General features: G+C 46.4%; 36 protein-coding genes and 2 tRNA genes. 21 read left to right on the top strand and 17 right to left on the bottom strand.

Features of this window, described 5'->3' with window-relative positions:
* Positions 1–54: 54 nt before the first annotated feature.
* From F3I20_RS01625 to F3I20_RS01605, 5 genes are all read right to left on the bottom strand, one after another.
* Complete coding sequence (locus F3I20_RS01625; protein ID WP_150036949.1) at positions 55–927, bottom strand: plasmid partitioning protein RepB C-terminal domain-containing protein; 873 nt, start codon at positions 925–927, stop codon at positions 55–57.
* Between the two features lie 7 nt (positions 928–934).
* Positions 935–1,807, bottom strand: a complete 873-nt coding sequence (locus F3I20_RS01620; RefSeq protein ID WP_150036950.1) for a ParB/RepB/Spo0J family partition protein — start codon at positions 1,805–1,807, stop codon at positions 935–937.
* Positions 1,808–3,340 carry a recombinase family protein gene (locus F3I20_RS01615; RefSeq protein WP_150036951.1) on the bottom strand — a complete coding sequence of 511 codons (1,533 nt, stop codon included), beginning with the start codon at positions 3,338–3,340 and terminating at the stop codon, positions 1,808–1,810. It lies immediately after the preceding gene.
* Between the two features lie 426 nt (positions 3,341–3,766).
* Entirely contained in the window at positions 3,767–5,026 is a 1,260-nt protein-coding gene (locus F3I20_RS01610; RefSeq protein ID WP_150036952.1) for a tyrosine-type recombinase/integrase, read from the bottom strand.
* 179 nt (positions 5,027–5,205) lie between these two features.
* Positions 5,206–5,280: transfer RNA gene (locus F3I20_RS01605), tRNA-Arg, on the bottom strand.
* A 195-nt stretch (positions 5,281–5,475) separates the two neighbouring features.
* Here F3I20_RS01605 and F3I20_RS01600 point away from each other — a divergent pair.
* Positions 5,476–6,645, top strand: coding sequence for a tyrosine-type recombinase/integrase (locus tag F3I20_RS01600; protein WP_150019165.1), 1,170 nt, complete (start codon positions 5,476–5,478; stop codon positions 6,643–6,645).
* On the opposite strand, the gene F3I20_RS01595 is transcribed toward F3I20_RS01600, so the two are convergent.
* The 10 genes from F3I20_RS01595 to F3I20_RS01550 all read right to left on the bottom strand — a co-directional run bounded on the left by F3I20_RS01595 (position 6,629) and on the right by F3I20_RS01550 (position 13,071).
* The gene (locus tag F3I20_RS01595; protein ID WP_150019166.1) at positions 6,629–6,814 is read right to left on the bottom strand and encodes a DNA-binding protein; all 186 of its coding nucleotides are present in this window, start codon (positions 6,812–6,814) and stop codon (positions 6,629–6,631) included. The genes F3I20_RS01600 and F3I20_RS01595 overlap by 17 nt on opposite strands.
* Positions 6,801–7,391, bottom strand: coding sequence for a 3'-5' exonuclease (locus F3I20_RS01590; RefSeq protein ID WP_150019167.1), 591 nt, complete (start codon positions 7,389–7,391; stop codon positions 6,801–6,803). Before F3I20_RS01590 ends, F3I20_RS01595 begins: the two co-directional genes overlap by 14 nt.
* Before the next feature lie 99 nt (positions 7,392–7,490).
* Positions 7,491–7,703 (bottom strand): hypothetical protein, encoded by a 213-nt coding sequence (locus tag F3I20_RS01585; RefSeq protein WP_150019168.1) that lies wholly within the window; start codon positions 7,701–7,703, stop codon positions 7,491–7,493.
* Positions 7,682–8,044: a LexA family protein gene (locus F3I20_RS01580; protein ID WP_150019169.1), complete on the bottom strand. Its 363-nt coding sequence runs from the start codon at positions 8,042–8,044 to the stop codon at positions 7,682–7,684. The genes F3I20_RS01585 and F3I20_RS01580 overlap by 22 nt, the downstream gene beginning before the upstream one ends.
* A gap of 300 nt (positions 8,045–8,344) precedes the next feature.
* Entirely contained in the window at positions 8,345–8,869 is a 525-nt protein-coding gene (locus tag F3I20_RS01575) for an HD family hydrolase (RefSeq protein WP_150019170.1), read from the bottom strand.
* Positions 8,870–10,177: a ParB/RepB/Spo0J family partition protein gene (locus F3I20_RS01570; protein ID WP_150019171.1), complete on the bottom strand. Its 1,308-nt coding sequence runs from the start codon at positions 10,175–10,177 to the stop codon at positions 8,870–8,872.
* A gap of 77 nt (positions 10,178–10,254) precedes the next feature.
* Positions 10,255–11,064, bottom strand: a complete 810-nt coding sequence (locus F3I20_RS01565; RefSeq protein WP_150019172.1) for a YfdQ family protein — start codon at positions 11,062–11,064, stop codon at positions 10,255–10,257.
* 29 nt (positions 11,065–11,093) lie between these two features.
* The gene (locus F3I20_RS01560) at positions 11,094–11,459 is read right to left on the bottom strand and encodes a YfdP family phage-associated protein (protein ID WP_150019173.1); all 366 of its coding nucleotides are present in this window, start codon (positions 11,457–11,459) and stop codon (positions 11,094–11,096) included.
* A gap of 291 nt (positions 11,460–11,750) precedes the next feature.
* Entirely contained in the window at positions 11,751–11,939 is a 189-nt protein-coding gene (locus F3I20_RS01555) for a hypothetical protein (protein WP_150019174.1), read from the bottom strand.
* A 439-nt stretch (positions 11,940–12,378) separates the two neighbouring features.
* Positions 12,379–13,071 (bottom strand): XRE family transcriptional regulator, encoded by a 693-nt coding sequence (locus F3I20_RS01550; RefSeq protein ID WP_150019175.1) that lies wholly within the window; start codon positions 13,069–13,071, stop codon positions 12,379–12,381.
* Positions 13,072–13,178: 107 nt separating this feature from the next.
* Here F3I20_RS01550 and F3I20_RS01545 point away from each other — a divergent pair, with 107 nt between their 5' ends.
* From F3I20_RS01545 to F3I20_RS01490, 11 genes are all read left to right on the top strand, one after another.
* Positions 13,179–13,403: a helix-turn-helix domain-containing protein gene (locus tag F3I20_RS01545; protein ID WP_150019284.1), complete on the top strand. Its 225-nt coding sequence runs from the start codon at positions 13,179–13,181 to the stop codon at positions 13,401–13,403.
* 30 nt (positions 13,404–13,433) lie between these two features.
* Positions 13,434–13,757 carry a CII family transcriptional regulator gene (locus F3I20_RS01540; RefSeq protein WP_150019176.1) on the top strand — a complete coding sequence of 108 codons (324 nt, stop codon included), beginning with the start codon at positions 13,434–13,436 and terminating at the stop codon, positions 13,755–13,757.
* A 377-nt stretch (positions 13,758–14,134) separates the two neighbouring features.
* A complete protein-coding gene (locus F3I20_RS01530; RefSeq protein ID WP_223811641.1) occupies positions 14,135–14,635 on the top strand; it encodes an NUMOD4 domain-containing protein in 501 nt (166 codons plus the stop codon).
* Positions 14,629–16,161 (top strand): DEAD/DEAH box helicase, encoded by a 1,533-nt coding sequence (locus tag F3I20_RS01525; protein WP_150019178.1) that lies wholly within the window; start codon positions 14,629–14,631, stop codon positions 16,159–16,161. The genes F3I20_RS01530 and F3I20_RS01525 overlap by 7 nt, the downstream gene beginning before the upstream one ends.
* Positions 16,158–17,009 carry a Rha family phage regulatory protein gene (locus F3I20_RS01520; RefSeq protein ID WP_150019179.1) on the top strand — a complete coding sequence of 284 codons (852 nt, stop codon included), beginning with the start codon at positions 16,158–16,160 and terminating at the stop codon, positions 17,007–17,009. Before F3I20_RS01525 ends, F3I20_RS01520 begins: the two co-directional genes overlap by 4 nt.
* Positions 17,009–17,983: a DUF7146 domain-containing protein gene (locus F3I20_RS01515; RefSeq protein ID WP_150019180.1), complete on the top strand. Its 975-nt coding sequence runs from the start codon at positions 17,009–17,011 to the stop codon at positions 17,981–17,983. Before F3I20_RS01520 ends, F3I20_RS01515 begins: the two co-directional genes overlap by 1 nt.
* On the top strand, positions 17,980–18,555 hold the full coding sequence (locus tag F3I20_RS01510) for a recombination protein NinG (protein ID WP_150019181.1): 576 nt from the start codon (positions 17,980–17,982) through the stop codon (positions 18,553–18,555). The genes F3I20_RS01515 and F3I20_RS01510 overlap by 4 nt, the downstream gene beginning before the upstream one ends.
* Entirely contained in the window at positions 18,552–19,196 is a 645-nt protein-coding gene (locus F3I20_RS01505; protein ID WP_150019182.1) for an MT-A70 family methyltransferase, read from the top strand. The genes F3I20_RS01510 and F3I20_RS01505 overlap by 4 nt, the downstream gene beginning before the upstream one ends.
* Positions 19,189–19,587, top strand: coding sequence for an antiterminator Q family protein (locus F3I20_RS01500; protein ID WP_150019183.1), 399 nt, complete (start codon positions 19,189–19,191; stop codon positions 19,585–19,587). The genes F3I20_RS01505 and F3I20_RS01500 overlap by 8 nt, the downstream gene beginning before the upstream one ends.
* A gap of 209 nt (positions 19,588–19,796) precedes the next feature.
* Positions 19,797–19,872, top strand: a tRNA-Thr gene (locus tag F3I20_RS01495).
* 85 nt (positions 19,873–19,957) lie between these two features.
* A complete protein-coding gene (locus F3I20_RS01490; protein WP_150019184.1) occupies positions 19,958–20,176 on the top strand; it encodes a DUF1327 domain-containing protein in 219 nt (72 codons plus the stop codon).
* Between the two features lie 20 nt (positions 20,177–20,196).
* Here the strand turns inward: F3I20_RS01490 and F3I20_RS01485 are convergent, their stop codons facing one another.
* Positions 20,197–20,499, bottom strand: coding sequence for a hypothetical protein (locus F3I20_RS01485; protein WP_190286010.1), 303 nt, complete (start codon positions 20,497–20,499; stop codon positions 20,197–20,199).
* 241 nt (positions 20,500–20,740) lie between these two features.
* On the opposite strand from F3I20_RS01485, the gene F3I20_RS01480 reads away from it, so the two are divergent.
* The 9 genes from F3I20_RS01480 to F3I20_RS01440 all read left to right on the top strand — a co-directional run bounded on the left by F3I20_RS01480 (position 20,741) and on the right by F3I20_RS01440 (position 25,278).
* Positions 20,741–21,085, top strand: coding sequence for a phage holin, lambda family (locus tag F3I20_RS01480; RefSeq protein ID WP_150019186.1), 345 nt, complete (start codon positions 20,741–20,743; stop codon positions 21,083–21,085).
* A complete protein-coding gene (locus F3I20_RS01475; RefSeq protein ID WP_150019187.1) occupies positions 21,078–21,692 on the top strand; it encodes a glycoside hydrolase family 19 protein in 615 nt (204 codons plus the stop codon). Before F3I20_RS01480 ends, F3I20_RS01475 begins: the two co-directional genes overlap by 8 nt.
* Positions 21,689–22,150 carry a lysis protein gene (locus F3I20_RS01470; protein ID WP_150019188.1) on the top strand — a complete coding sequence of 154 codons (462 nt, stop codon included), beginning with the start codon at positions 21,689–21,691 and terminating at the stop codon, positions 22,148–22,150. The genes F3I20_RS01475 and F3I20_RS01470 overlap by 4 nt, the downstream gene beginning before the upstream one ends.
* Positions 22,151–22,165: 15 nt before the next feature.
* Positions 22,166–22,438, top strand: coding sequence for a hypothetical protein (locus F3I20_RS01465; RefSeq protein WP_150019189.1), 273 nt, complete (start codon positions 22,166–22,168; stop codon positions 22,436–22,438).
* Positions 22,439–22,474: 36 nt separating this feature from the next.
* Complete coding sequence (locus F3I20_RS01460; protein ID WP_150019190.1) at positions 22,475–22,822, top strand: Gp49 family protein; 348 nt, start codon at positions 22,475–22,477, stop codon at positions 22,820–22,822.
* A 74-nt stretch (positions 22,823–22,896) separates the two neighbouring features.
* On the top strand, positions 22,897–23,166 hold the full coding sequence (locus F3I20_RS01455) for a hypothetical protein (protein WP_150019191.1): 270 nt from the start codon (positions 22,897–22,899) through the stop codon (positions 23,164–23,166).
* 2 nt (positions 23,167–23,168) lie between these two features.
* On the top strand, positions 23,169–23,348 hold the full coding sequence (locus F3I20_RS01450) for a hypothetical protein (RefSeq protein WP_150019192.1): 180 nt from the start codon (positions 23,169–23,171) through the stop codon (positions 23,346–23,348).
* A 253-nt stretch (positions 23,349–23,601) separates the two neighbouring features.
* Positions 23,602–25,059, top strand: coding sequence for a glycosyltransferase family 2 protein (locus tag F3I20_RS01445; RefSeq protein ID WP_150019193.1), 1,458 nt, complete (start codon positions 23,602–23,604; stop codon positions 25,057–25,059).
* A 21-nt stretch (positions 25,060–25,080) separates the two neighbouring features.
* On the top strand, positions 25,081–25,278 hold the full coding sequence (locus tag F3I20_RS01440) for an Rrf2 family transcriptional regulator (RefSeq protein ID WP_150019194.1): 198 nt from the start codon (positions 25,081–25,083) through the stop codon (positions 25,276–25,278).
* Here the strand turns inward: F3I20_RS01440 and F3I20_RS01435 are convergent.
* On the bottom strand, positions 25,237–25,485 hold the full coding sequence (locus F3I20_RS01435) for a DUF1883 domain-containing protein (protein WP_255467482.1): 249 nt from the start codon (positions 25,483–25,485) through the stop codon (positions 25,237–25,239). The genes F3I20_RS01440 and F3I20_RS01435 overlap by 42 nt on opposite strands.
* Positions 25,486–25,581 lie beyond the last annotated feature (96 nt).

The following is a 25,581-nucleotide window of genomic DNA, read 5'->3' as shown; positions in this document are numbered from 1 at the left end:
ATTTGAATATAACACCATTAAACTCATTTTAATAAATTTTTAGAGGTTTAGAGGCTAGGTTAGTTTATCAATATCAGATATCTTAGTCAGTTCACTAAGATAATCTTTTTTATTCCTAAGAAGCCAATGGAAAACCTTAGGGTTTTCGAGTATTTTTTTTATGTGAGAAATAACAATCGTTAGTTTCAAACTATTGGAACCGTAATTTTCTTTTATCTTTTGCGTATCGAAATGGACCTGAGCCATCTCTTTCTCAAGCCTTTCAATTGCTTTTCTATTACCAGATCTTTCATCAATGTTAGGTTTACCTTTATCGTTTAAAAGCTCAGGTGATGAACTGTGATAAAGCGATTGAGCAAAAATCTTTGAATAATTATCAAATTTTATCATTAAGTTTGCACATTCTATTTGCCTAAAAGGGATCATTCTTTTTAAGATCATAAATGTGTTTTTAGGTATATCTCTATCATTAAATAATTCTATAACCTCAGGGCATATGCCTTTAAGAACAGATAGATTACTTTTTAATGAATCGGAACTTATATTCAAAGCTGAACAAAGCATGTCTTCAGGAACACCTACTCTAACAGCCTCTTTTAACATTCTTTGAATTTGAATGATTGTTATTCTATTAACTTTTTTGTTAGGCGTATAAGTGTCGTAAACAGTTGAAACGAGACAAGCAACTCTTTCTTCTCCAATATCTTTTAATGCCTCAACTCTCAGATGACCATCAAGGATTTTTGCAGTGCCATCAGCCCCATCAATGTAAATCAGTATAGGTTCGACTAATCCAAGTGCAGATATCGTGCTCTTTATTTGAATGTATTTTTGGCTACTTTTGTAGTTGGTAGGAGGTTTTTTTGTATAAATAAGATCAGATAATTTAAAGCTGACTGTTTTTTCATTAAAGCAATATTTAATCATTTTAACCTCAGCAAGAAGTATTTTTCATTATAACCTTTACTACTCCATTTAAATTCTCTTCGTTTAAAATTTTACTAAACTCTTCGCTTTCAGATAACTCTTTAAATATTTGACTGGCTATGAGTAAGTTTCTCTCGACATATTCAGCTTTGTTTTTTATTTTTCTGTGCTGTGAAATGTTATCTTGGTATATCTGTTTAAGTTCATCAGTAGTGAGTTTTTTCTTTTTCTTTGCAACTCCGAAACTATTGTTCAGAAAACCTTTTAAACCTTCATCTCGGGAATCCAGTATATCTCTTATTTTACCAACATCTTTATGCTTTATTAAACCTTCATCAAAAGCTTTAATTAGTAATTCTTGCCCACCTTCGAAGTCTACTCTGGCAATTTCAACTGCAAGTGAAATTGGAATGCTTCCTGATTCTACAGCAGATAATAGTTTGTTTTCTCCTTTGCTAATTAGCATAGTCAAGCTGGTAATCCAGTGTAATGATAGGCCAGTAGAGTAGGATATTTCTTTGTTAGATAAACCTTGGTCATTCATTTCTTTTATTCGTTGGAACTGCTCGCCCGCTCTTGGTATTACACGAGCCATATTTTCAACCAAACTCATTATGTATGCTTTGTTTTCATCAATGTCCAGTATGAAAGCAGGTATTAGCTCTTCTCCCAAAGCTGAGAGTGATTCAAGTCTACCCTGACCACAAATTAAGGCAAATTCGTATTTTCTATCCGTAATTCTTCTTACTGTTATTGGTTTTCTTAATCCACTTGTATCAATACTATCTGTTATCTCAGCATGTTTGAACTTGTTCCGGGAACGTGGAATTACAACTTTTATTTTTGATATTTCGAGCATGTGAATTTGGTCGTCGTTCATTTATGCCACCTCCATTTCCGTAGTTGAAAGCATATCAAAGAAGGTCCTGATGTTATCAAATCTATACATCTCAAATAGAAGGTTATTATTCTCTTTTAGACTCAGTTCATTTTCAAAACTTTCAAGCGAAGGCAGGATGTAATAATCTACAGGTTCGGTATTAAGACTGTTCATTCTTGCAATCACACTAACTTCAGGATTTAGCCCCCTGTCTAATCTAACAATCCATCTATATTTTCCAGATCCCATTTTTCTACATCGAGAAAGTATTATGGTAAAGGTTAAGCTTTTGTTTATGGTAATTAGTTTATTATCTAATATAGATATTTCGCTATTGTTAATTTCTTGGTGGATTTTATTTATAATATGGTCATGTTTAATACGTAGAGATGAGTTTATTTCTAAATAACGGTAATCTCGTTCGGGGGTGTAATTTATCAGCTTATATGCTGGTAGAAGCCCTCCAAAGCGGCTTGCTACTACACTGCTTGATGGACCATTATCCTCTTCATCTATGATAAAACCTGATATTTTTCCATGAGTCGAAAGGATCTTTTTTAAAAACTCAAGAATCTCTTCATTGCTCATTTTTATTGAGCGGTTATCAATAATCTCTTTCGCTAACCTGAATTTTTCTTCTGAAATTATGGGTTTAAAAAATGAATTATACTCAACCCAATCCTCTTCAGGATTTTGAACTCTTTTGGTTTTTAGTTTCTGAGATGTTCGATTATATGTATACCTACCAGTATAGCGATTATTTATAAGCACAGAATGTATCCGGCTTCGTGTCCAATCCGATTTGTCGCTGTATTTATATCCTTCTTGGTTTAGTTTAGAAGCAATGAGATACTCATTTAATCCTTCAAAAATAAACATGTTAAATATTTTCTTAACTAACTCCGTTTCCTTTTTACTTCCTGGCACTAATACTATCCTATCTGTTTGCAGACTCTTTCTCTCACCATTGTTGAGTATCATTTTTGCTTTGTTATTATTATCAAGTAACTTTCTTTTAAGTCCGTATCCAGGCACTCCACCTTGATAGTATCCTCGCTTAACAAGATTTACATGTCCGGCAAATACTTTGATTGAAAGGTTTTTACTAAAGGCTCCCGCAGCATACATAAGTGATGAAAGTATGAACGTCTCAGTATCACTATTCGCAGGAAGATTTTCAGCACAGTAGATGACATCTACCTTATTCATTTTTAATAGATATTTATAGTAGATTCCTTCTTGTGGATCTTTAAAGCGACCAAAACGACTTACATCATATACAAGCACAGCATCAATATTGATTTCCTTAGTGAGTATATCGTTGATTAACTTATTAAAATCATGCCTTCCTGACGTGGATACACCGCTTTTTCCTGCATCATCATAAGTATGCAAGATTTCCATATTGTTGTCGTCAGCATACTTTTTTATGAACTGAGCTTGGTTATCTAACGAAAATTCCTGAAGATTTGTAGACATCCGTAGATATTGGGCTACTTTAACCTTCTGTTTTTTCTCATTTTTATTATCCATTGCAGTGCCTTAGTGCAACTGTGGAAAGCCAATCTGTATAAAAATTGATCAATTTCGTTCTGGTTGCAACCTTTTTTGGCATTAATTTATTAAGTTTGTTTTTTAGCTACAAAACAAAACCGCTTTTGAAGATTCATTGTTATGAACTAGGGGGAGAGGATGGTTGAGTGATAAGAATGAAATGAAAATCTTGTAACATGAGGATGGTTTAACTTATTGATTTGCAGTGTTATTTGGATGATTTATAAACATCGATTTTGAAGTATGTCATTAATAACCATCATCGTTTTTGCCACGATTATGCTGAATGGATGTATGTATTAAAGTAATTATTTATTTTACAAAGGGGAGATTTGAATTCTTGATAGATATTCGCATCCCCATTGAGTTATCGATTATAAATATTAAATACGTATCGTTTGCTACTCATTTTTCTGATTGTTGAACAGAGTAGGAAAAAGGTGTCTGTGCTTCTTCTTTACAAGCATCCAGATAGTCAGCCCACCATTGCAACATGAGTCTTCGTTCTTCCAAATGCTCCGCTTTGTGTATGTAAGCAGCCCGGACACTGTTGCGTTCCTGGTGGCTCATTTGTCTTTCCACAGCATCTCTCGACCATAATCCCGATTCGATTAAGGCACTACATGCCATAGTCCTGAAACCATGCCCGCAGACTTCAGCTTTCGTATCGTAGCCCATCGCCCTAAGTGCTTTGTTGACTGTGTTTTCACTGATAGGTTTGTCGTCCCCGGTAAAACCAATGAACATAAGTTCTTTGTTACCACTGTTCGTATGAAGCTCTTCCATAAGTGCTTTAGCTTGTGAGCTTAATGGAACCAAATGAGGCGTTTTCATTTTTGCCCCTCTTGCAGAATATTTTACCCCTTCCATAGGTTGTCGCTTTCCGGGGATAGTCCACAGTGAATTTTTGAGATCGACTTCTGACCAGCGAGCAAATCGCAGTTCACTCGAACGGACAAAGGTCAGGAGTGTTAACTGCACTGCAATTTGGGTAATGCCTCTTCCTTTATATGCTTCCAAACGATTCATAAGCTCTGGCAATCGCTCCAGAGAAAGGGCAGGGCGATGAACACTTTTAGTGGAAACAACAGCACCAGCGAGGTCGTTTGCAGGATTCTGTTCAATCAAAGCATTGTGAACGGCATACCTCATTACCGCCGTAATGCGCTGTTGTAAGCGGGAAGCCAGTTCATGGTGTCCAGAAGCTTCTGCTTTCTTCAGAGGAACCAACAAATCACGAGTTTTTAGATCGCTGATATTACGTTTGCCGATGACAGGGAACACATGGGAAACAAGGCTGTTCAAAACAGTTGTTCTATGACTTTCTGACCAGGTTCTGTTACTGGTATGCCATTGTCGTGCAACTTGCTCAAATGTTAGCAAGCCCTTGCTCTCAATCTTTTGCGCTTTTCGCTTCTCACTTGGGTCTACATGGTTTGCAACGAGCTGACGAGCTTCATCTCTTCGTCGTCTGGCTTCGGACAATGAAACCTCAGGATAGACACCCAGTGCGAGTATTTTCTGTTTGCCAGCGAAGCGATACTGGAAACGCCAGTATTTGGAACCACTTGTGGTGATCAAAAGATGCATACCATTACCGTCTGTCAATTTGACAGGTTTATCAGAAGGCTTTGTATTTCTTACTGTTAACTCAGTGAGTGCCATACTAAAAACCCTCTTCTGATGGTATCTGCATTATCGAACTTAAAATACCAACATATGTACCAACAAAACAGCGTGGATTTTGAAATATGACGGTGTACGTTAGTGGGCTACGAAAAGAAGGTAAGCGTTTGAAATTGAAGAGTTGACTAGACTTTAAGATACTTAGGTGGGCTAACATATGGTGTCCCCTGCAGGAATCGAACCTGCAACTAGCCCTTAGGAGGGGCTCGTTATATCCATTTAACTAAGAGGACGTAGAGCTAACAGATTTTCAAGTGTTCGTCTCGTATTGCATGTTATCCCAAGAGTCCGCACACCATCAAGCCTTTTGTTTCTTTTAGTTCCTGTTCTTTCATGTGTTTCCGCAAAGAAAACCATTTAGTTCACTTGCCATTGCGTACAGATTGAGTACAGAATGCATAAAATCATTGTGTACAGGATACAGAGCCGTGGCCCTCAGTGATACCAAACTTCGCAGCATCAATGACAAACCTTACAGTGGTGCACCCGAAGTCACAGATGGTGACGGCCTCAGCGTGCGTATTACCCCAAACGGAACGATTACATTTCAGTTTCGTTTTCGCTGGAACGGTAAACCCGTTCGTCTTTCTATTGGTCGTTATCCTGCCACATCTCTGAAAGAGGCGCGTGTTGTGGTCGGCGAGATGCGCGAATTGTATCTCAAGGGGCTGAACCCAAAAAATTATTTTGCTAAACAAGATGGTGAGCTCACTCTTAAAGAGTGTCTGGATCAGTGGTGGGGCAAGTATGTTGAGACCCTGAAGCCTAATACACAGACGTTGTACAAGTCAGTTGTGTACAACACCATGTACACAGAATTTCCAGACGCGCCAGTTGTTAACATACCTGTTTCTGCATGGGTGAGGTTCTTCGATAAGCAGGAGAAGAAAAACGGTAAAAAGGCCAGGGTATTGCTTCTGCAGCTACGATCTGTGATGAACTGGTGTATCAGTCGGCAGTTGATCCCTTCCTGTGAGGTTCTTAAGCTCAGCGTGAAGACCATTGGAAAGAAACCAGATGTAGGAAGTCGGGTGCTCACCTATACCGAGTTGGCAAAAATATGGCTGGCCCTGGAAAACAACAAGATCGTTTCTTCAAACAAGGTCCTGCATCAGCTGCTGTTACTCTGGGGGGCCAGGCTGTCAGAACTCCGCCTGGCTACCGCTGGCGAATTCAACATGGATGACCTTATCTGGACTGTTCCAGCAGAGCATTCGAAGATGGGAAACCTTATTCGTAGACCTGTATTCGACCAGGTTAAGCCTTATATCGAAAGGTTACTTAGTTCAGATAATGACGTTCTCTTCCCCGGTCAGGAGCTGGACAAATCAATTGATCGTTCATCTGCAAATCTGTACATGAAAAAGCTTAGGGATGTAATTGATATACCAGGGTGGCGAACGCATGATTTCAGACGCTCACTGGTAACGAATTTATCTGGGGAGGGGGTCATGCCCCACGTCACCGAAAAGATGCTGGGGCATGAGCTTGGAGGGGTTATGGCGGTGTACAACAAACACGATTGGCTGGTGGAACAAAAGGAAGCGTATGAACTTTATGCCGACAAGATATTCTGGCATGTTAAACAACTCGGTTGACGCCGCCTTCGTCTATCCATTTCATTACTGCTTTTCGGCTGTATCGTGACGGATAGGTTAGAACAGGATCAGGAAAACCACATTCTTTCCGTAAACGCCAGACAGCCGTTTTTTTCTTTTTGAGCAGGTCAAAAACTTCCTGCTCTTCCATAAAATCACTTTTGGTCATAAGTCACTCCATCCATTAATTTAGCCGGAATCAGTCGCTGCCAGATTGCAGAAACGTATTTAGCCTGATGTCTTGCATCAGCAAGTGCGTTATGGGTTACACCATCAAATGGCATATCGCGCTTAGGATCGAAACCAAGCTGTTTGCCGAGCAGCACCATGGTGCGCACGTCGCTGTCGTTCCAGAATTGCCATGGGCAGGTTTGGCCGGAACGTTCGTAGGCTGAACGCATAATCACGTTGTCAAAGTTGGCACCATTGCCCCAGACTTTCAGGTAACGCGGCTTGTCAGAGTTACGGCTGATGAACGAACTCAGTTCGGACAGAGCTTCGGCGATGTGCCTGGTATCGTCGGTACAAATCGCGGCGCGAGCCTCTGCTGATTGCCTCAGCCACCACAGTATTGTGTCACCGTCTGGGGCAGCACCCTGAGCCATGGCGCTGGCGAGGTTAACGGCAACATAGAACTCTGCGCCCAGCTCGCCGCTTTGTGGATCAAAGAATACAGCGCCGATCGCGACAATTGGCGCAGCAGGCTTATTTCCCATTGTTTCGAGGTCAATCATTAAATGGTTCATTGGATTCAAAACCTCCCGATAAAATTTATTTAAAAAGAGCGATGAAGATACGTGCCAGGCAGATTACACACACCGCTCCGAAAAAAGCCTCAGACCAGCTCATAACTCACCATCCTCTTCGTTGACTTCAACTTCTGTACCATCGTAAGCAGACTTAATGCTATTCGACGCAGCAATGATGGTGTTGAACTGATCAGCGTCTACAGTCACACCGGGATACTGGCGTGAGAGTTCAAAACTAATCGCAGCAACGAGCTTGATCTGGTCAATGCAGATAGTGGTCTTCATTTTTACGCATTCGTCAGTGAGCATGATTTGCTCCTCCCCTTCAGTCCCGCCGCTTCGATAACCTTATACACATCCCGCTCGTAACGCAGATGCTGAAATACCCCGTCAAACCAGTATTCACCGCTGTTAACGTCGGGAATATCCACGATGGCGCTGCCGGTGATTACAATGCCCCGGCTTGCGCCACGCCGTATCTTGAGCCAGCCTTTGCGCTGCAGTGCCTGCAAATGAGACTGTGCATTATTGGCTGAAGCCCATCCCATGCCGGCAGTGATCTCTTTGTTGGTCGGTGCCATACCGTTTTCATGGATGTATGCCCGGATAAATTCCAGCGTTGCCTGCTGTTTATCTGTCAGCGGTTGCACGATGTTTCCCCCTTACACTCACACCACACCTCAAACATGCGTTTCACGATTTCTCGACAGTAATAACCATGCATATCGCGGGTGAGGTCGTAGCGGTTCCCATAACGACGCCGCATCCAGGCCTCAAATGACTTATTCATGATGGTTCTACTGCGCGTGTGTAAGGCATGTCGGTGGCGTCAATTTCTGCATCACAGTGGATACAGTATCCATCGGCGTTGGAGAACTCGTTGTTGCTCATCCACTCCATGCATGACCAACAACGGATTTCGCCGGAGCGGGTATACTGGATTTCTTCCATCATCTACTCCTGTTAAGATCGGCAAAGCGCTGAAGAAAAAGCACAAATGATTGGCGAGGGTTTAGAGGGGACAGGATAAAATAAGCAGGCTCAATACCTTCCAGTATCGGCCATGGTGTTCCGTCATCTAAATCAAGGTCCCGGCGTTCTGTAGCCAGCATGACCAAATCTGCATGCTTAACAGCTGAGCTCATGGGAAAAGGGACTCCGAATTTAGCGGCAATAACAACCTCCACTTCTTCAATCTGTCGTTGATAATCGGGCAGTAGTTGTTTAAGTGGTGCCGCCAGATCGTTGCAGTAAGCCTCTGCAGCGTCATGTAGCAGCGCTTCCAGTGCGAACTCTGGTGGTACCAGATAACTTACGTGAACTGAGTGCTGCGCCACGCTGTAAAACTCAGGAATATGGCCCGTGAAACGGCAAATTTTTGACAGTGCTCCGGCTATATCCTCAATGCAGATCGCATCGGGAGAAATGTCGTGGAAATTGAAATGTTTCCCCGAGAGAGTAGTAATCCAGCTCATTTATTTGACCTCAGTATCTATGGAAGCAAAAACGGCAGCGCGGAGCTTTCTGATATTGAACCAGGTGTCTGTTGGCGTACCCTTCATTAATGAAATAAAGTCAGCCATATTTTTTATGGGGCTTTTGTCATCCCCCATAGCCTCATTGGCGACATCAATCATACGTTCGTGAACATGATCAATTTCCTCAGCGGCACATACACTGCTTTCGAGCCATGATCTAAGCTCTTTAGAATCCAGATATTTCTCCATCAGATGTTTGGCCTTAAGGATGATCTCCGGCATTACAACTACAATTGTCGGATGTTCAAAAGAGTCGGCTAACCAAGAGTGGGCAAACTTTGACTCAAAGAAAGTGAACTCTTCTTTGTCACCGAACGCGGCTGCAGCACACGCCCATAGCTGGACGCTTTTATTGATGAGGTCCATTTTAAGCACTGGTAAACACTCTTCAGATGATTCATCTGTGGTCTGACAAGGCTGTTGTTCGCCGCTGGTGAGTGCTGGATCAGTCTGTATGCCCTGACGGTACTCAGTAAGGATACGATTAATCTCTTCTGAGGTGCCATCAGTGAGGATCAGGCATTCACCGTTGGTGTTACTGAACTCTGCGTCACATAGTAACTCCAGAACGCGCCGCGCTTTGGCTGCGTTGAACTGGGGCTTGGCGATGCTCTTTGTGATTTTTGTTTTACCGGCGTCTTCGGCCTTTTTCATTAACCGCGCCGCTTCGCGGTCAGCATAAACGCCGTGTTCACGTGAGATATTAATTGCCAGTGCATAATTCAGTGAACCGGAACGCACCAGGCTTTTAAGATATGGAGAGCACTCGTTTAGCTGGATGTGTTGAAGCACATCGGATTCTGATCGTTTAACCTTTTTGGCAATCTCCGCATTACTGAATCCTTGATTCTGCAGGCGCATATAAGCGATACCGCGTTCAAGCGGTGTTAATGCAAGGCCCTGGGAACTGGTGATCATGAAGGCAATCTTGTCTGCTTCAGTACCTACAAAATCTTTGCACTCAAGGCGAACAATTTCATGCCCCATCTCAACAGCCGCTAGAGCACCATAATAACGGTGGTGGCCGTCGATGACTTTTACACCGCGTTCAGTTACTTCTACGGCTAAAGGCGGGAGATATTCACCGGAAATAAAAGCGTCCCGAAATTCTTCAACGTGCGGTATATTCAACTCACGAACGTTATAGCCTTCTTCGGCGTATATTTCAGCCAACGGAACCATAAACGTTTTCTTTGTAGTGAGTCCTGAATCTTTGTTGTTATAAAGCTGGCCTAAACTTGCCATCGTAAACCTCCATTAAGAACAAATGCTTTGCTATGCGCCACATTATGTGGCGCATAAAACAACACTTAGATCATTAATCAGACAGAACCTTCAAATACTGGAACATCAGTCAACTGTGTTTCCAGATCGGTCACTATTTCCTGAAAGGCATGTTCAACTATTTTTGCCGGTTCAATTAGCTCAAACCAGAGGACCAGCTGACCTTCGCGAAGACGGTAACGAATTCGCGCATCAACCTGATATGGAGCTCCATTATGAAAAGGGGAAATAGCTAGGCTGATTTTTTCCGGCATAGAGGTGTTACCAGAGCCAGATTTTTCGTCGCTGTAAGACATCTGGAAAGTGCCATCCTGCAAACGACGAACCGACTTAAACTCAGCTTTACGCGTTTCCTGGAATGCCAAAACCATTTCCAGCAGGTCAGTGCCTGACGGACCTTTGTAGTCATCACTGATGGGTGCAATATTTTGGATATGGTTTTCAAGAAACTCTGCAAAGTCGGTCTGACCCATTGCCTTTTTGTCGCGGCTTGCCCACTCTTTCCAATCCTCAGAGAACGGGCAATCATAAACAGCTTTATGTTCGCCCCAGTTAGCTGCAGCGGCTGACTCGTGATAATCAAGTACAGCTACAATTTTTGTATTCTCTTTGTCAGCGAAAACAACTGAGCGCTCATCCTTAAATTTACTGATATATGCAATCAGTGAGGATGGAGAGATAAGGCGCACGCGCTGACGGATACGTGATGGTGAGAGCTGATGGCTTTCCAGCGATTCCAGAGAATAATTATCTGGTAAAGCAATCGCCGGAATTTCTGTGGCTGGTACAAGGCTGATTGCCGCCAGGTCACGAATTTCTGAAACAACAGAGCCTTCAATATTTTTCATTGAATATTCCTTTTAATTGATGGGAAAGTTTACTGGTTGGATTGCAGTTTGATAGGAGCTGCAGATTGTTCTGGTTTATCAATTACACGCAAATCGAGTTGCGTCTGGCTTGGATCATCGCGAAGCAGGTCGCCGTCAGCGGTTGAAAACATGATAGTGTCTGCACGGTCCAGTTCCGGAACAGAACGTGTGACCTTAGGCGTTAATTTCATCGTGTTTTCGTCACGAGTATTTAGCATTGAACAGTTAAGGGTTAATGTTACCGCCCCTTTTTTACCTGTTTCACGCACAGCTTTGATCACTTCAGCTAAAGTTTCAGTTAATTCACTATCAAGTGTGCCACGGTTGATATAGGCCAGTTGCTGGCTGAATGGTGTACATTTATTTTCAGACATAAAGTTTCCTTTTTTTCAGAGTGGATTGCCTTTCTGCGTCAGAAGCTTTCCAATCCAGCTCTTACGCAAAACCAAAAGGATTTTGGGTTTCCTGACAGCCTGCACACCACGAGTGACGCGCATCAGGTCTATAAAAGTTGGTACTGCATTTGGTTGAAACATTTGATGTCCTTCTGCTGTGCCCGTAATAAAAAGGGCGGTTACCCGTCAGAACATTATCTCCGCTCCTCCATTGGATTAGATTGAAGACCGGATAACCGCCAAACCTACATAATCAAAGATGATTGCCCATTACGCCGGGCCAGCGTTCACCCTGGTGCCGCGCAGGTCGAGCCAGCCGCCCACGTTCAGATTGTCCGGCAAAGCGTCGACCTCGCTAACATCTTCCAGGTCCAGATCGTGAGTGACGGTAATATTTCCATTATCTGAAACAGCATGATGAATATTTTTTTTAACCAAGTGCTTAATTAAGTCGAACATTGCATATCCTTCTTATTTTCAAGGAGGTGACCATTTCACGAACGTGGTCCCTGAGTGGTTTTATTGCTGCCGCCTTACTGAAAGCGACAGTGTAAAAACGCTGCTCGTCACATCATCGTGACGCTTCAACCACTGCTTATCAGCCAACCCCTTTGTTAACTCTTGACTCTCGATCTCCCGCAGAAGAATAAGAGCCTGCCATCCTTCCATGTCCGACGCTGATACTCAGCCAGGGCGCGGGGGTAAGCCTGCAGTGCGTTCCATAATGTTAAAGAGCGTCGGCGGTGTTCGTGCCGATGACGGTTATGTTGTCGATGTGAGGAATATAAAATTAAAATGCGAAATGCGCAAACAAAATATTTGCGTAAATTGCAACTAGTGAGGGCGGGCGAAAAAAAACCGCCAGGCATGGCGGTTCATTTACTGCAGAGGATGAGAGTTAACCGTGTCGTTTGAAAGCTTGTGATTGGCTGATCATTACCTTGCCATAGACGTAAAAGCGAGATTCATTGCTTTTATCAATGCACCATTCTTTGTAATTAACGTTGTCAGAAAGTACTAAAATCTTATCGGGAACCATCTGTAATCGTTTGACATGAATTTTTTCATCAAAACCAAAGACATATATACCATCCCCATCAAAGTTATGGATGGATATGTCTACAAAGATTAAGTCGCCGGGCTCGATAGTGCCAGACATGCTATCCCCACGAACATTGATCATTCTTACTGAAGAGGCTGGGCGACCTCCAAAAAGCGTACTGGCGTGAGTATTGTCGTACTCTATGGAATGTATAACATCGACAACATCGCTGACATTAAATGATCCCGGCCCCGCACTTGCTGAGACGTCGAGGACATCAACACGATACATCATTGCTCCCTCCCTCCTAGATGGTTCAGTACTGTTATTATAAACAGTATTTTCATCAGGAGTGCCAGTAAATAATTCACTGACGTCAATAGAAAGAGCTTTTGCAATCTTATTAAGTGATTGTTCAGTAAATGATTTCTGCTTCCCTGTCTCCAGTCGAGATATGTTTGCGCTGTCCACCCCTACGGCGACAGCAAGGTCACTTATTTTCAGGCCACGCGAGATACGTAGCGCTCTTATCTTATTTCCAATATTCATGCGGTTATTACAAGTCAGATTTGCGATATGTACAAATCAACTTGCGCAATTTCCTTTAGTGAAATATTATGCGGAATACGCAATCAGAGGGCAGCTAAATGCAAATTGTGCAAACCCCATTACGGGACATACGAAAACATCGAGGGTTAACCCTTCAGCATGTCGCAACAGCAATCAATCTTGATGTGGGAAACCTCAGTCGCATTGAGAGAGGTATGCAAATCCCATCACTGGAAGTGGCTGAGCGACTATCAACTTTTTTCGAGGGTCAGATAACAGAAATGCAAATTTTGTACCCCCATCGCTATCTCAAAACGAATGGTGCTGCTTAAGGACTCACCAAAATTACAGGCTAATTATTGATGAAAAACAACGCAATCGCACGAAAGTTAGATCCTCCGATTTTCAACCCGGTTGAGATGGAGGGGATTTTGCTCAACCGGCTTGCTTCAGTAGGGCAGAAGGCCGTTGCCGAACATCGAGGCGTCAGTGAATCTGCAGTCAGCAGGTGGAAAAACGACGGCTATTTTCGAGACATCGCTGAGCTGTTGGCGTTCCTCGGCATTCAGCTGGCACCTCCGGAAGCAATGATCGTATCCCGCACTTATCTGGAATCTGTTGAAACACTGGCAGATATCGGTTTGAAAGCCGAGCGAATGAGGCCAGGTCCTTTGGGGTGGGATTGAACCCGTTGCAATAGCGCCAAACGGGGGAGTTTATGCACCCGGATGAATTAGCTGGATCAGCCATGCCTGCTGCATACGTGCGTGATGACCGGTCATGGATTGATGCGCAGCTTTCAACACTACCCCCGCACATTCGGGAAAGGATCGCAGGAGAGTACGCCAGAGTCTACCAAGCGGCATTTGACGCCGAGCCTGTTTCATTCAGGCAGGAAAACGCGGGAAGGAAAGCCGCCAATAAGCGTCTGCGCGAGTTTTGTACCCGGTATTCGCCGTCAGTGCGGGGATACACGGTTAATCCACCGAAGACAGTTTAGTTTTTTGTTTGGATGTATGGACGTCTAAATGGCTGAATCTGATTTGGGGGAAAGGGGGCGGTGTTGGGTTTAAGCGCGAAGCGCCTTGGAAAAGCTTTACCAGACAAAGCAGTAGTTAAAGAAGATCACTGTATGGGGTTGAAATCGTCCACAGCCGTATGGACGTTTAGCCATCCAAATGTAGAGGCCACAATGATTATTTCAGCAACCGAAGAACAATGGAAACCTGTACCGGTAGAAGACTACTCCCGTGCATATGAAGTCAGCACCCTGGGACGGGTCAGGGGGATTGATCGCATTGGTTCATCTGATTTTTTTATCCGTCGTATTCGCGGCGTAATCATGAAAGGCCGCATATGCAGTGATGGGTCAAAAACGGTCAGCCTGAGCGTCAATCGCAAACGCGCCAAATTTTGCGTTGACTGGCTCGTTGCTTCGGCATTTATCGCAAACCCGCACGGATATGTAACACCGCGCCATTTAAACAATGATTTGTCAGATAACCGTGCAGTAAATCTGGCATGGGGAACTGAGGCTGAAGTTATGCAGGAGGCGACATGCTGAGCATCCAGCCCCGCGAAAAACAGGTAGTGGCATTAAACATGCTGCGTGCAGCCTGGAAGCAACACGGCTCATTCATGCTTTACGCGCCAGTTGGTTTTGGAAAGACGGCCATCGCCGCGCTAATCACTCATGGTTTCGTTTCTCGCGGTCTACGGGTGATGTTTGTCGCTCCTTATACAGTGCTGCTGGATCAGACTGCCAGTCGGTTTGTTGAGTACGGCCTGCCAGAGGACGAGATTAGCTATGTGTGGCGTGATCACCCGTCATATTTCCCACAGAACCTGATCCAGATAGCGTCTGCTGACACGCTCATTCGTCGCAAATTCCCGGACAACATCGACCTGCTGATCGTTGATGAAGCGCACCTGCGTCGCAAACAGCTTCTGAAAGTAATTGAGTACCTGACGCAGGAAACAAACGTAAAAGTGGTTGGCTTGTCCGGCACGCCGTTTGCGAAGTTCCTGGGCAATTACTACCAGAAGCTGATTAAGCCGACGACGATGAAAGAACTGATAGAAATCGGGGCTTTAAGTCCTTATGAGTTTTATGCGCCGTCCCACCCGGACCTTACAGGTGTCAAAACTTCTGTTCAGGCTGGCTACGGTAGTGACTACAACGAAGAACAGATCGGCAAAATCATGAGCGCAGCGCCACTTGTCGGCGATATCGTCAGGAACTGGCTCGAGAACGGTCAGAACCGGCCGACGATCTGCTTCTGCGTCAACGTAGCGCATGCGAACTTCGTCACGATGGAATTTAGCAGGGCAGGTGTCGCGGTGGAAGTTATGACGGCACACACGCCACATGACCAGCGCCAGCTGACCATCCGTCGCTTTGAGCAGGGCATAACAAAAATCATTGTGAACGTTGGTGTGCTGGTGGCCGGGTTCGACAGTGATGTTCGCTGCATCATCTTCGCCCGGCCAACAAAATCGGAAATACGCTGGATTCAGACGCTGGGTCGTGGGCTGCGTCCTGCTCCTGGCAAAGAACAGTGCCTGATATTCGATCACACCGGCACCGTCAGCAAGCTGGGTTACCCCGATGACATCGAATACGACTATCTTCCCGCCGACTCAGACGGGATGGAAACCGCGCCTGTCCGCGTCAGCCGGGTTGAAGAACCTGAGCAGCTTCCTAAAGAGTGTCCATCCTGCCATTACGTGAAACCGGTTGGTATTTACATCTGCCCGAAATGCGGCTTCAAACCGCTGGCGGGTGAAGATGTAGAGACTGATCGTTCGCGTGGACTCAGCCGCGTTAAGAAAGAGAAAGTCACCCACACCAAAGAGCAGAAACAGAGCTGGTGGTCACAAATTCTCTATTACCAGCGTATCCGCAGCGCCCAGGGAAAGCCTGTCAGTGATGGCTGGTGCGCTCACACCTATCGACAGAAATTTCAGGTATGGCCACAGGGATTACACCGTACCCCAATGGAAATCACACCTGAAGTGAGCAACTTCATCAAATCCAAGCAAATCGCCTACGTGAAGGGCAAACAAAAGCAGGAAGGTAAAGCAGCATGATCACAACCTTACTCAGCATTGATAATTCGAGTTCCGGGCGTTATAGTCCCGTTGCAGCGGCAAAATCCGCTGCCGGGCTTCGCATCCCGGAACTTTCCACAGCGCATAACCATGCTTTAAGCGGTTTTTTTATGCGCGCAGCCTTTGTGCACCTGTCAATGGTGGCTCAGGCGGGGGCTTCTTTGGAAGCGCCGGTATCTGTGGAAGCCGGTAATGCGAACTCCGTCTGGGCTACCACCAATCATGGCTTCGCATCTGTGGGTGGTAGTAACAATCATTCCACAGAGGCTGCCATCATGGCTACGATCCCCGCTATTGCTCAACCTAAAATTACTGTCACCAACGGCCAGGCCGTTACCACCTCCTTTGCAATCGCAGAGTATTTTCATAAACGTCATGCCGATGTTCTTCGGAAAATTGAATCCCTTGAATGTTCGGAGAAGTTTATGTCAACGCATTTTTGCGTTCACACAGAAAACATCCGAGCTGGCGCGGTAAGTCGGGACTCCAAGTATTACCGCATCACCCGTGACGGCTTCGCGTTCCTCGCTATGGGCTTCACTGGCAAACGTGCTGCGCAGTTCAAAGAGGCTTACATCAACGCTTTTAACCAGATGGAAGCAGCGCTGACTCAACCTGCCTTACCTGATCTGCGTTCTGCATCTCATAACGCCGAAGTTGTCGCTGAATACCTGAATATCATTCACCGTGCCTGGTGTAAAAAGTTGTACCCAATGCTGGTAGCCGCTGACTCCCCTCTTGCAAGAATGCTGAATGACAGAATCAGCGATGCCGCAACACTCGCCTCATTCGTCAAATCTGACATTGATCGCGTAGGGAGGCATTGATGAACACCAAACAGGCGGCGATGGGCCGCTGGCCGGAGATTTTCGAATATTACGGTTTACCACCGGTTACCGGAAAAAATCATTTCAGGGGTGAGTGTCCGCTATGTGGCAAAAAGGGCAAATACCGCTGTGACGATAAAGGTGGTTCTGGCTCTTACATCTGCACATGCGGATCGGGTGATGGCTGGGCGTTACTTGCTGGTTTCACGGGTAAAGAATTCAAGGTACTGGCACATGAGGTGGATCAGCTTATTGGCAACACGTTCACACCGGGCCATGACAGCATACCAAAAGCCAGATCACCCATTGCCACACAGCGGCTAACTGTCAGTCGTAAGTTTGCGAGTCTTGTTCCTCTTCGAGGCACCAGTGCAGAGGGTTATCTGAAGAATCGCGGGATTAACGCATTACCCGCCGAACAGGTTCGCTATTGCAATAAACAGCGTGCTGCTGGCAGAGAGTTTCAGTCGATGTATGCGCTGGCAACGGATGATAAGGGTGAGCTTTGTTATCTGCACCGCACTCTCCTGGACGGTGATCGTAAGGCACACACAGGTGGTGCAGCCAAAAAGCTGATGAAGTTACAGGAAGACAGTTACCTGGATCACGCCAGGTCAGTGGCGATCCGCATGTTTCCATCTGCCAGCACACTCGGTATTGCAGAAGGGATAGAGACTGCGCTGGCTTGTCATCAGATAACTGGTTGCCACACCTGGGCGACCCTAAATACCACGTTCATGAAAAAGTTTCGTGTCCCGAAAGGTGTTACGCACCTGATTATCTTTGCTGATGCTGACGATAACGCTGCGGGTCATGCAGCTGCTTTTGAATGTGCGTCTGCCAACCTTCACGCTAAGAACGATCTGGAGATGGTATCTATCCGCTGGCCTGAGAGAGGGGATTTTAATGATGTTCTGCTGAATGGCATGGACGTCTACGAGCTGACATTCCCACCCAGGGGGAGCCGCCATTGAAAACTAAAAGCAAAAAGCGGGTTTACAAGCCCAAAACCTGCCCACAGTGCCTGACGGTATTCACACCTGATCGCTACCTGCAAAAAGTCTGTGGTCCGGTGTGTGCCGTCAGCTATCAGCGTGCCGCCAGAGTGCGTTTAGCCGAACGGGATAAAAAAGACAAGCTGAAAATCAGAAAACTGGAGGTTAAACCGTTAAGTTATTTCCGGGCGAAAGCGCAGGAAGCCTTCAACGCTTACATCAGGGAACGAGACGCTGCGGAACCATGCATCAGTTGTGGTCGGTTTCATGATGGGCAGTACCACGCTGGGCATTACCGGACTGTTGGCAGCAATCCTGAGCTGAGGTTCGACGAGGACAATTGCCATAAGCAATGTTCAGCCTGTAACAATCACAAGTCGGGAAATCTGAGCCAGTACAGGCCCAATCTGATAACCAAAATCGGCCAGGCACGTTTTGACCGTCTTGTTGGCCCACATGAGCTGAAGCATTACGGGCGTAATGATTACGAAGAAATAGCCCGACTTTATCGCCATAAAGTGAGAGCCCTGAAAAAAGAGAGAGCCGCATGAGTTATCAACTGATTTATGCCGATCCACCGTGGTCTTACGGTAATACAGTCAGTAATGGAGCAGCCAAAAATCACTACAGCACTATGACGCTGACTGAACTTAAGCGACTGCCCGTTTGGGAACTTGCAGCAGATAATGCTGTGCTGGCGATGTGGTACACCGGCACACACAATCAGGAAGCACGTGAGCTGGCAGAGGCGTGGGGTTTCACTGTCAGAACCATGAAGGGCCTGACGTGGGTGAAACTGAACCAGCTGGCTGAACAGCGATTCAATAAAGCGCTGGCAGAGCAAACGCTGTTTGATTTTAACGATCTGCTGGACATGCTCAATGCTGAGACTCGCATGAACGGCGGCAACCATACACGCGCCAATACAGAAGACTTACTGATTGCCACCTGCGGAACGGGCTTACCCCGCGCCAGCGCCGCAGTGAAACAGGTTATTTTTTCCTGTCTGGGAGAGCATAGCGAGAAACCCGCAGAGGCTCGCTATCGTCTGGAGCAACTTTACGGTGATGTTCAGCGCATAGAATTATTTGCCCGCGCCAGCGTTGATGGGTGGGATTGCTGGGGTAATCAGTGTGAAAGCGTGGTTGAAGTGTTTCCGGGTACGTTTAGCGAGGTGCGAAATAATGCGTGATATTCAGATGGTGCTTGAGCGCTGGGGTGCCTGGGCGGCAAACAACAATGAACATGTACAGTGGAGCGGTATTGCTGGTGGCTTCAAAGGACTCATACCATCAAGAGTTAAATCGCGAACAGCCTGCTGCGACGATGACGCAATGATTATTTCCAGTTGCATTGCAAAACTTAACAAAAACAATTCGGACCTGCATGATTTGCTTTTTGATTATTACATCTTCGGCATGACCTTTATGGCACTTGCCCGCAAACATAATTGTTCTGACGGGCATATTGGTAAAAAGCTACAGAAAGCGGAAGGCGTAGTTGATGGGATGCTGATGATGCTTGATATACCGCTTGAAATGGATCGGTATGTCGAGAAAGAAAATATCGTAAAGACCGCATAAAGATATTTACGTACGTAAAAAAGAAGATAGTCTGTTATGACTGGTCACAACGTACTGGCACATAGCATTTGAAACCTCGCTACCCAGCGAGGTTTTTTATTCCTATCCCTGCGGAGGGATAAAACCTTCCACATACCCTCTAGCGGATAGGTAACATCACTAAACTATTTGAGAGCTCGCTTCGGCGGGCCTTTTTTGTATCTAAATTCGCCGGTTTAGCTCAGATGGCAGAGCGCCTGACCTGTAATCAGGATGTCGCGGGTTCGAAGCCTGCAACCGGCACCATATAACACGCTAACGCAGCGGGGTAGCGCCCGCACTATTAACAGGCTCGCCTTCTGGCGGGCCAGCTAAATGGAGAACAATTAAAATGAGTACAGATTATGAATTTGCTGTAACCAGTTTAGGTACTGAAGGGGAGTCGGTTAATGCAACAGTTACTCTGCGCCAACGGGGCTTCGTGTTTGGTGAAATACTGACATTGAATTGCCGTATTGAAAAAGTGGACGGTGAATCACTTTCATATTACGAAAAAGAGGCAATTACCAAAGCAACCCGGGCGCTTAAGGATATTGCCTCTCAACTTTAAGCAGTGCCTATCCTGCTTTGTTACGACTCATCATTGCCTGGCAATTTATCAAAAATCTCCCGTACCTTAGCATGGACCAGATACGCATATTCTGATTCGGCACGTTCCTTATGACTCTTGCCGGCTTTTGATGTGCCAAACACAGCCTCAAGTGCTTTGGCGTTATATCCGAATATTTCATCCGGGCTTTTGCCCGAAATTTTTGCAATTACAGCAAGATAATAAGGTAACACATTATCCAGCACTTCTTTTTGACCGATAAGGTGAGGCAACACTTTATCAAGCTGTGAGCTTAAGGGCTTAAAAAAATCAAGTCCTTCCATAATGATTCTCCTTTGTCAGAGAGTTATCAGCCATCTCTCTAAAGTGACTTTCGTCCGTGCCCCAAACACGGGCGGGCTGAGATTGGATTTTATTTAGTATGAAGTAATGGCTGGTGACTTAAGTCATAGAAATATCTGTTTACCCATAACGAAAGCCACGACCAGCATCTTATCGCGCACCTGCGCACGGCTGGCGTGTGGCTTTCTTCTTTTCATCTGCCGCCATACGGGCGGAGGCAATATGAATGACAACCACCTGCCCGATATAGCGAATCAGACCTTGAAATGGATTGCGACCTATCTGCCTTCGGTATATGCGGCTGGCGCTGCACTGACTATATCGGCCCTGAACGACATTCGTGCGGGGAAGCCGCGTCTTTACACCATTACCGGTGCGCTGATCTGCGGTCTCTTCGCGCTGTCACTTTCCGCCATGCTGGAATATTTCGGCCTGCCCCCCAATGCGGGTGCGTTTGTCGGTGGCCTGGTTGGATTCGTGGGTGCTGACCGCCTTCGCGACATTGCCCTGGCGCTGGTTTATCGCCGTGCCGGTATGGATGAACAAAAGGAAAAAGAAATTGAATAAAACACAGTTTCAGCAGGCGGCGAATATCAGCGACGAACTGGCCGTGCGATGGTTTCCGCACATTGACGCCGCGATGAAAGAATTTGCTATCACTTCTGCTGACGACCAGGCGATGTTTATCGCCCAGGTGGGGCATGAATCCTCAGGATTTACTCGCATCGCCGAAAGCCTGAATTATTCGCCGGAAGGACTACTTGCAACCTTTGGTAAATACTTTACTCCCGACACTGCACAACAGTACGGGCGCACCGCAGACCATCCGGCAGAGCAGCAGGCTATTGCGAACATCGTGTACGGGACCCGCATGGGAAATAACGGTCAGGATGATGGCTGGAAATATCGTGGTCGTGGGTTGATCCAGATAACCGGCCACAATAATTACCGCGACTGCGCAGCCGGACTTGTTGCCGATTTATTGCTGGTACCGCAACTGCTAGAGCAGGAAAAATATGCCGCACGTTCGGCTGCCTGGTTTTTTTCCTCTAAAGGTTGCATGAGGCACAGCGGCGATATTGAGGCTGTCACGAAGATTATTAATGGCGGTACCAATGGCCTTGATGACCGCAGAGCTCGTTATCAGATGGCGCTGGTGGCACTTAAGGCATGAAAGAATATTTTATAGCCGCGCTTCTTGCTGTTGCTCTCCTGTCTGCTTCTGTCGCTGCGCACTACCGGCTTAAAGCTACCGAGTGGCGCACCACCGCGTATCAATTCCAGAAAGTAGCCAGACAGCAGGCAGCCACCATCACCGATATTAATCAGCGCCAGCAGCGTCTGGCCGTGCTCGATAAAACCCACACGGAGGCGCTCAGTGCTGCCGAATCTGAAAATGATGCTCTTCGCCGCCAGCTTGCCGCTGGTACTCGCCGCATGTACGTCCACGCAAAATGCCCCGTGTCCGGTACCGGCACAGCGACAGGGGCCGGCAGCCTGGGCGATGGAGCCGCCGTCGAACTCGCTGCAGATTCTCGACGAAACGTTCTCGACATCCGCGCCGGCATCATCCGTGACCGGGAAAAGCTGAAATATCTGCAGGGGTATGTGCAGACCGAGTGTCTCAGATAACCAAAAGGTCAGACTGTGAAAAAAATACTGTTTGTTATAGCGCTGTGTGCGGTTGCTGCCGGCTGCACCGATGCGTCCCGTTCAAAATTCACGGCGTTTGGCTCACCTCATGAAGTCCAGTGCTGGAATTATCATCAGGAAATTTATCACGGCATATCAACTGGCCGGGTAAGTCACGACAAAGAAGGCAGCAGCGATACGATTTCGTTTGAGGATGCGGGCACGCACCAGCTGGTGGAAATCATGCTGGGCCAGTCCTCAACCTGCGTTATTAAGGTTAAGCCATAAATCAGGCAGCAATGCCGGTAACTAACAGGTGGTAAAATGTCAGACAAAGATATCGAACAGGCAATTCAGGCCAAAGGCAAAACCGCACCGCGAGTGACTCCCGAACACATCGGTAGTGTCATTTCCAGTGAGCACTATTTTACTGCGCAGGATGGTGTTAATGGGGCGTACGGAACTCCGCGCGATGCCCCTGCATCACTATCATGTCTGACATTTTGCGTACTGACTTTGAAAAACGGGTTCAGCGTCACCGGTGAAAGTGCCTGCGCCAGTCCGGAGAACTTCGACGCTGAAATCGGTCGTCAGATTGCGCGCGAGAACGCTATCCAGAAAATCTGGCCGCTGGAAGGCTATTTGTTGAAGCAGAAATTAAGCGAACAATAGCCCTCATCAAAATAAAGTTTTCAAGATTCGCACCAGCATTATCCCCCCAATAAATTCCTCATAAGGAAATATGAATGTTCAGTGCTAACGTCCCGATTATATGGGCGCTGGCTGCGCTCGCCCTGGGTTTCATAGCAGGTTATATGGTTGGCCTGTTTCGATGGAAGAACGCGCCGGCTAAGGCCGCTACTGAGCTATTAGCCATCCGAGATGCATGGAAACAGGCTGAAGCCCATTTTCAGGCTCAGATTGATGAGCTGAAAGCAAAGCTGGATGAGAAATTCATTCAGCATTCCGAAGAGGCGCGAAACGACGCGTCAAAAAAGTCACTACTGGAGAACTGAAAATGTCCGAACCGCTGAATGATGTAAACGATCAACAGAACACTGATACAAACGACACAGTCGATAACAGCAGCAACACTGATGCTGTGCTGGCGAAAGTGAAAGAACTGCTGAAAGTAGCAGGTCACGACGTGGAATCGGTGTTTGAAGATGTCGTCGCGCTGGCTAAAAAGCTGGTCTGATAGTTCGTGTTACAGAGCATTCCTCCGGGAATGCTCGATAATGCAGAATTAATTTAAAATTGCTTGCCCGCTGACACCCTTACTTTTAGCAGGACATTCTAAATGGCTACGTTTAAATACTCGATTAAGTGGACGCTTCGCCCTTACACGAAGCCACTACTTTTGATTGCAGCATTAACCAAATGGAGTTGGCTAACTGTTATCTGTTTCAAAAAAGAAGTGGTTGTCCGGGACGTGGAGCGGTGAGGCTGACATGAACGTTGTTATTGATGGGGTAAAATACGCGCCAGCAAACAATCCCACTTCCAATATCGGCATAGCAATCTCCACCCACAATCGACACGAAGTACTATCCCGCGCCCTGGAACACCATCTTAAGTATCTGCCATACGGTGCGCTGGTGGTAGTTATAGATGACGGGTCCAAAAAGCCAGTGACGGTCCCTGATGGGGTCCGACTTATTCGACATGACATGTCACAGGGGATTGTAGCGTCAAAGAACGCGAGTCTTGAAGCATTAATGGACGCTGGGTGCGAACAATTATTTTTATGGGACGATGACGCCTGGCCAGTCGCAGAAAACTGGCATCAGCCTTACATCGATTCTCCTGAGCCGCATCTGGCCTATCAGTTCCTAGACCTTGCCGGCCCGCGCAAGCTCAGAGACATGAACATCCTCTTTCAGGATGCACAGCATATTGCTTACACAGGCCAGCGCGGCGTGATGCTGTATTACCATCGCAGCGCAGTAAATAAAGTTGGCGGCTTCGATCCTGTTTATGGGCGAGGCATGTATGAGCATCCTGATTTGGCTCTGCGCATTCATAACGCCGGGCTGACAAGCTGGGCATTTGCTGACGTAGTCGGTTCTGAAAGGCTGATTCATTCATGCGATGAGCATGAAACCGTTGACCGGTCGCTACCGGGAGCAGAGCGGCAGGCACTGGTGGCAAAAAACTCAGTTATCTATAGTCACCGCCGGGACAGTTTTTACACCGGCTATGTTGAGTATCGTCAGCAGCGTAACGTTGTTATCACCACGCTACTGACCAGTCAGCCAGACCCGCAGCGCGGCAGCAAAATGGCGGCAACCCCAGACCTGCTAAGCAAATGGGCCGCATCTGTAAAAAGCGCTGATGCTGTTGTGCTGGTGGATGAACTTGAAACAGCACCTGCAGGCGCAACGCTTCATCGCGTACCGGATGTGGCTATGAACGTCTATTTCCGGCGCTGGCTGCACATTTACCAGCATCTGCGTGATCACCCGGAATACCGCTGGGTCTGGTGTACCGATGGCACAGACGTAGAAATGCTTCATGAACCCTGGCAGGAAATGGAGCCAGGTAAAATTTACGTTGGTTCGGAGCCGAAAACCTATGCTGACGCCTGGGCAGCAGCCAATCACCCAGAAGCGTGTTATCAGCAGTTCCTGACTCAACACCGAAAGGATTTGATGCTTAATGCCGGATTGCTTGGCGGCAGTCGCGCTGAAGTGATGGCTGTTGCTCACGGCATCGTCCGACTGTATTACCACATCGAATCACTGCGCTGCTGGAAAAAGGAAGGTGCAGCGTCCGCTATCGGGGACATGATCGCGTTTGCCATAGTTGCACACCGCTACAGCGACAGGCTGGTGACCGGACCCCGCGTTCATACTGTGTTCAAGTCAAACGGCATAGGAAAAGATTATGCCTGGTGGCAACATAAATAAGCCGAAAGGCGGGAGAGAGTGATGAAGATTGAAATCTCAGAAAACGATAACGTCATCTGGATGCGTGATACTGCAAATAAGTTGGGCATTGCATCAAAAGGTTATTTAAAGGACGGCACTCAGCAAAAAATCATTGCCGCCCTTGAGGATGCATTAGCTCAGGCCAAAGGGGAGGCCTTAAGCTGGAATAACGTTAATACCGTATTCGATGTTGGCTGAACCGCCCCCGAGATCCAGCGTTATGTTCCAGTAGCCAGAATAAGGAACATGAAGGTGTGCCGGAAGTCGCTTAAAAAAACCGCCACCTCCATGATGCTGAAATCTACGGCCGCTTCTGTAGCTATTAAAATTACTGTCAGTCGTCATAAGGATATTGCATTGATGAGAGCAGTTAACGACAACAGTATCGCCCTCATTGAGTTGCATTCTTTTGTGTAGATAATGCATACCATTTCCTTTTCAGAGGTAATCAGCCATCCCTCATTATTGCTGTGTGCGCCTGCGCCCCAAACGCAGGCGGGC

This window comes from Candidatus Pantoea gossypiicola (genome assembly GCF_008632075.1).
Classification (GTDB): Bacteria; Pseudomonadota; Gammaproteobacteria; order Enterobacterales; family Enterobacteriaceae; genus Pantoea; species Pantoea gossypiicola.
Note: the sequence above shows the minus strand (reverse complement) of the source record. Positions and strands in the feature narration are given on the sequence as shown.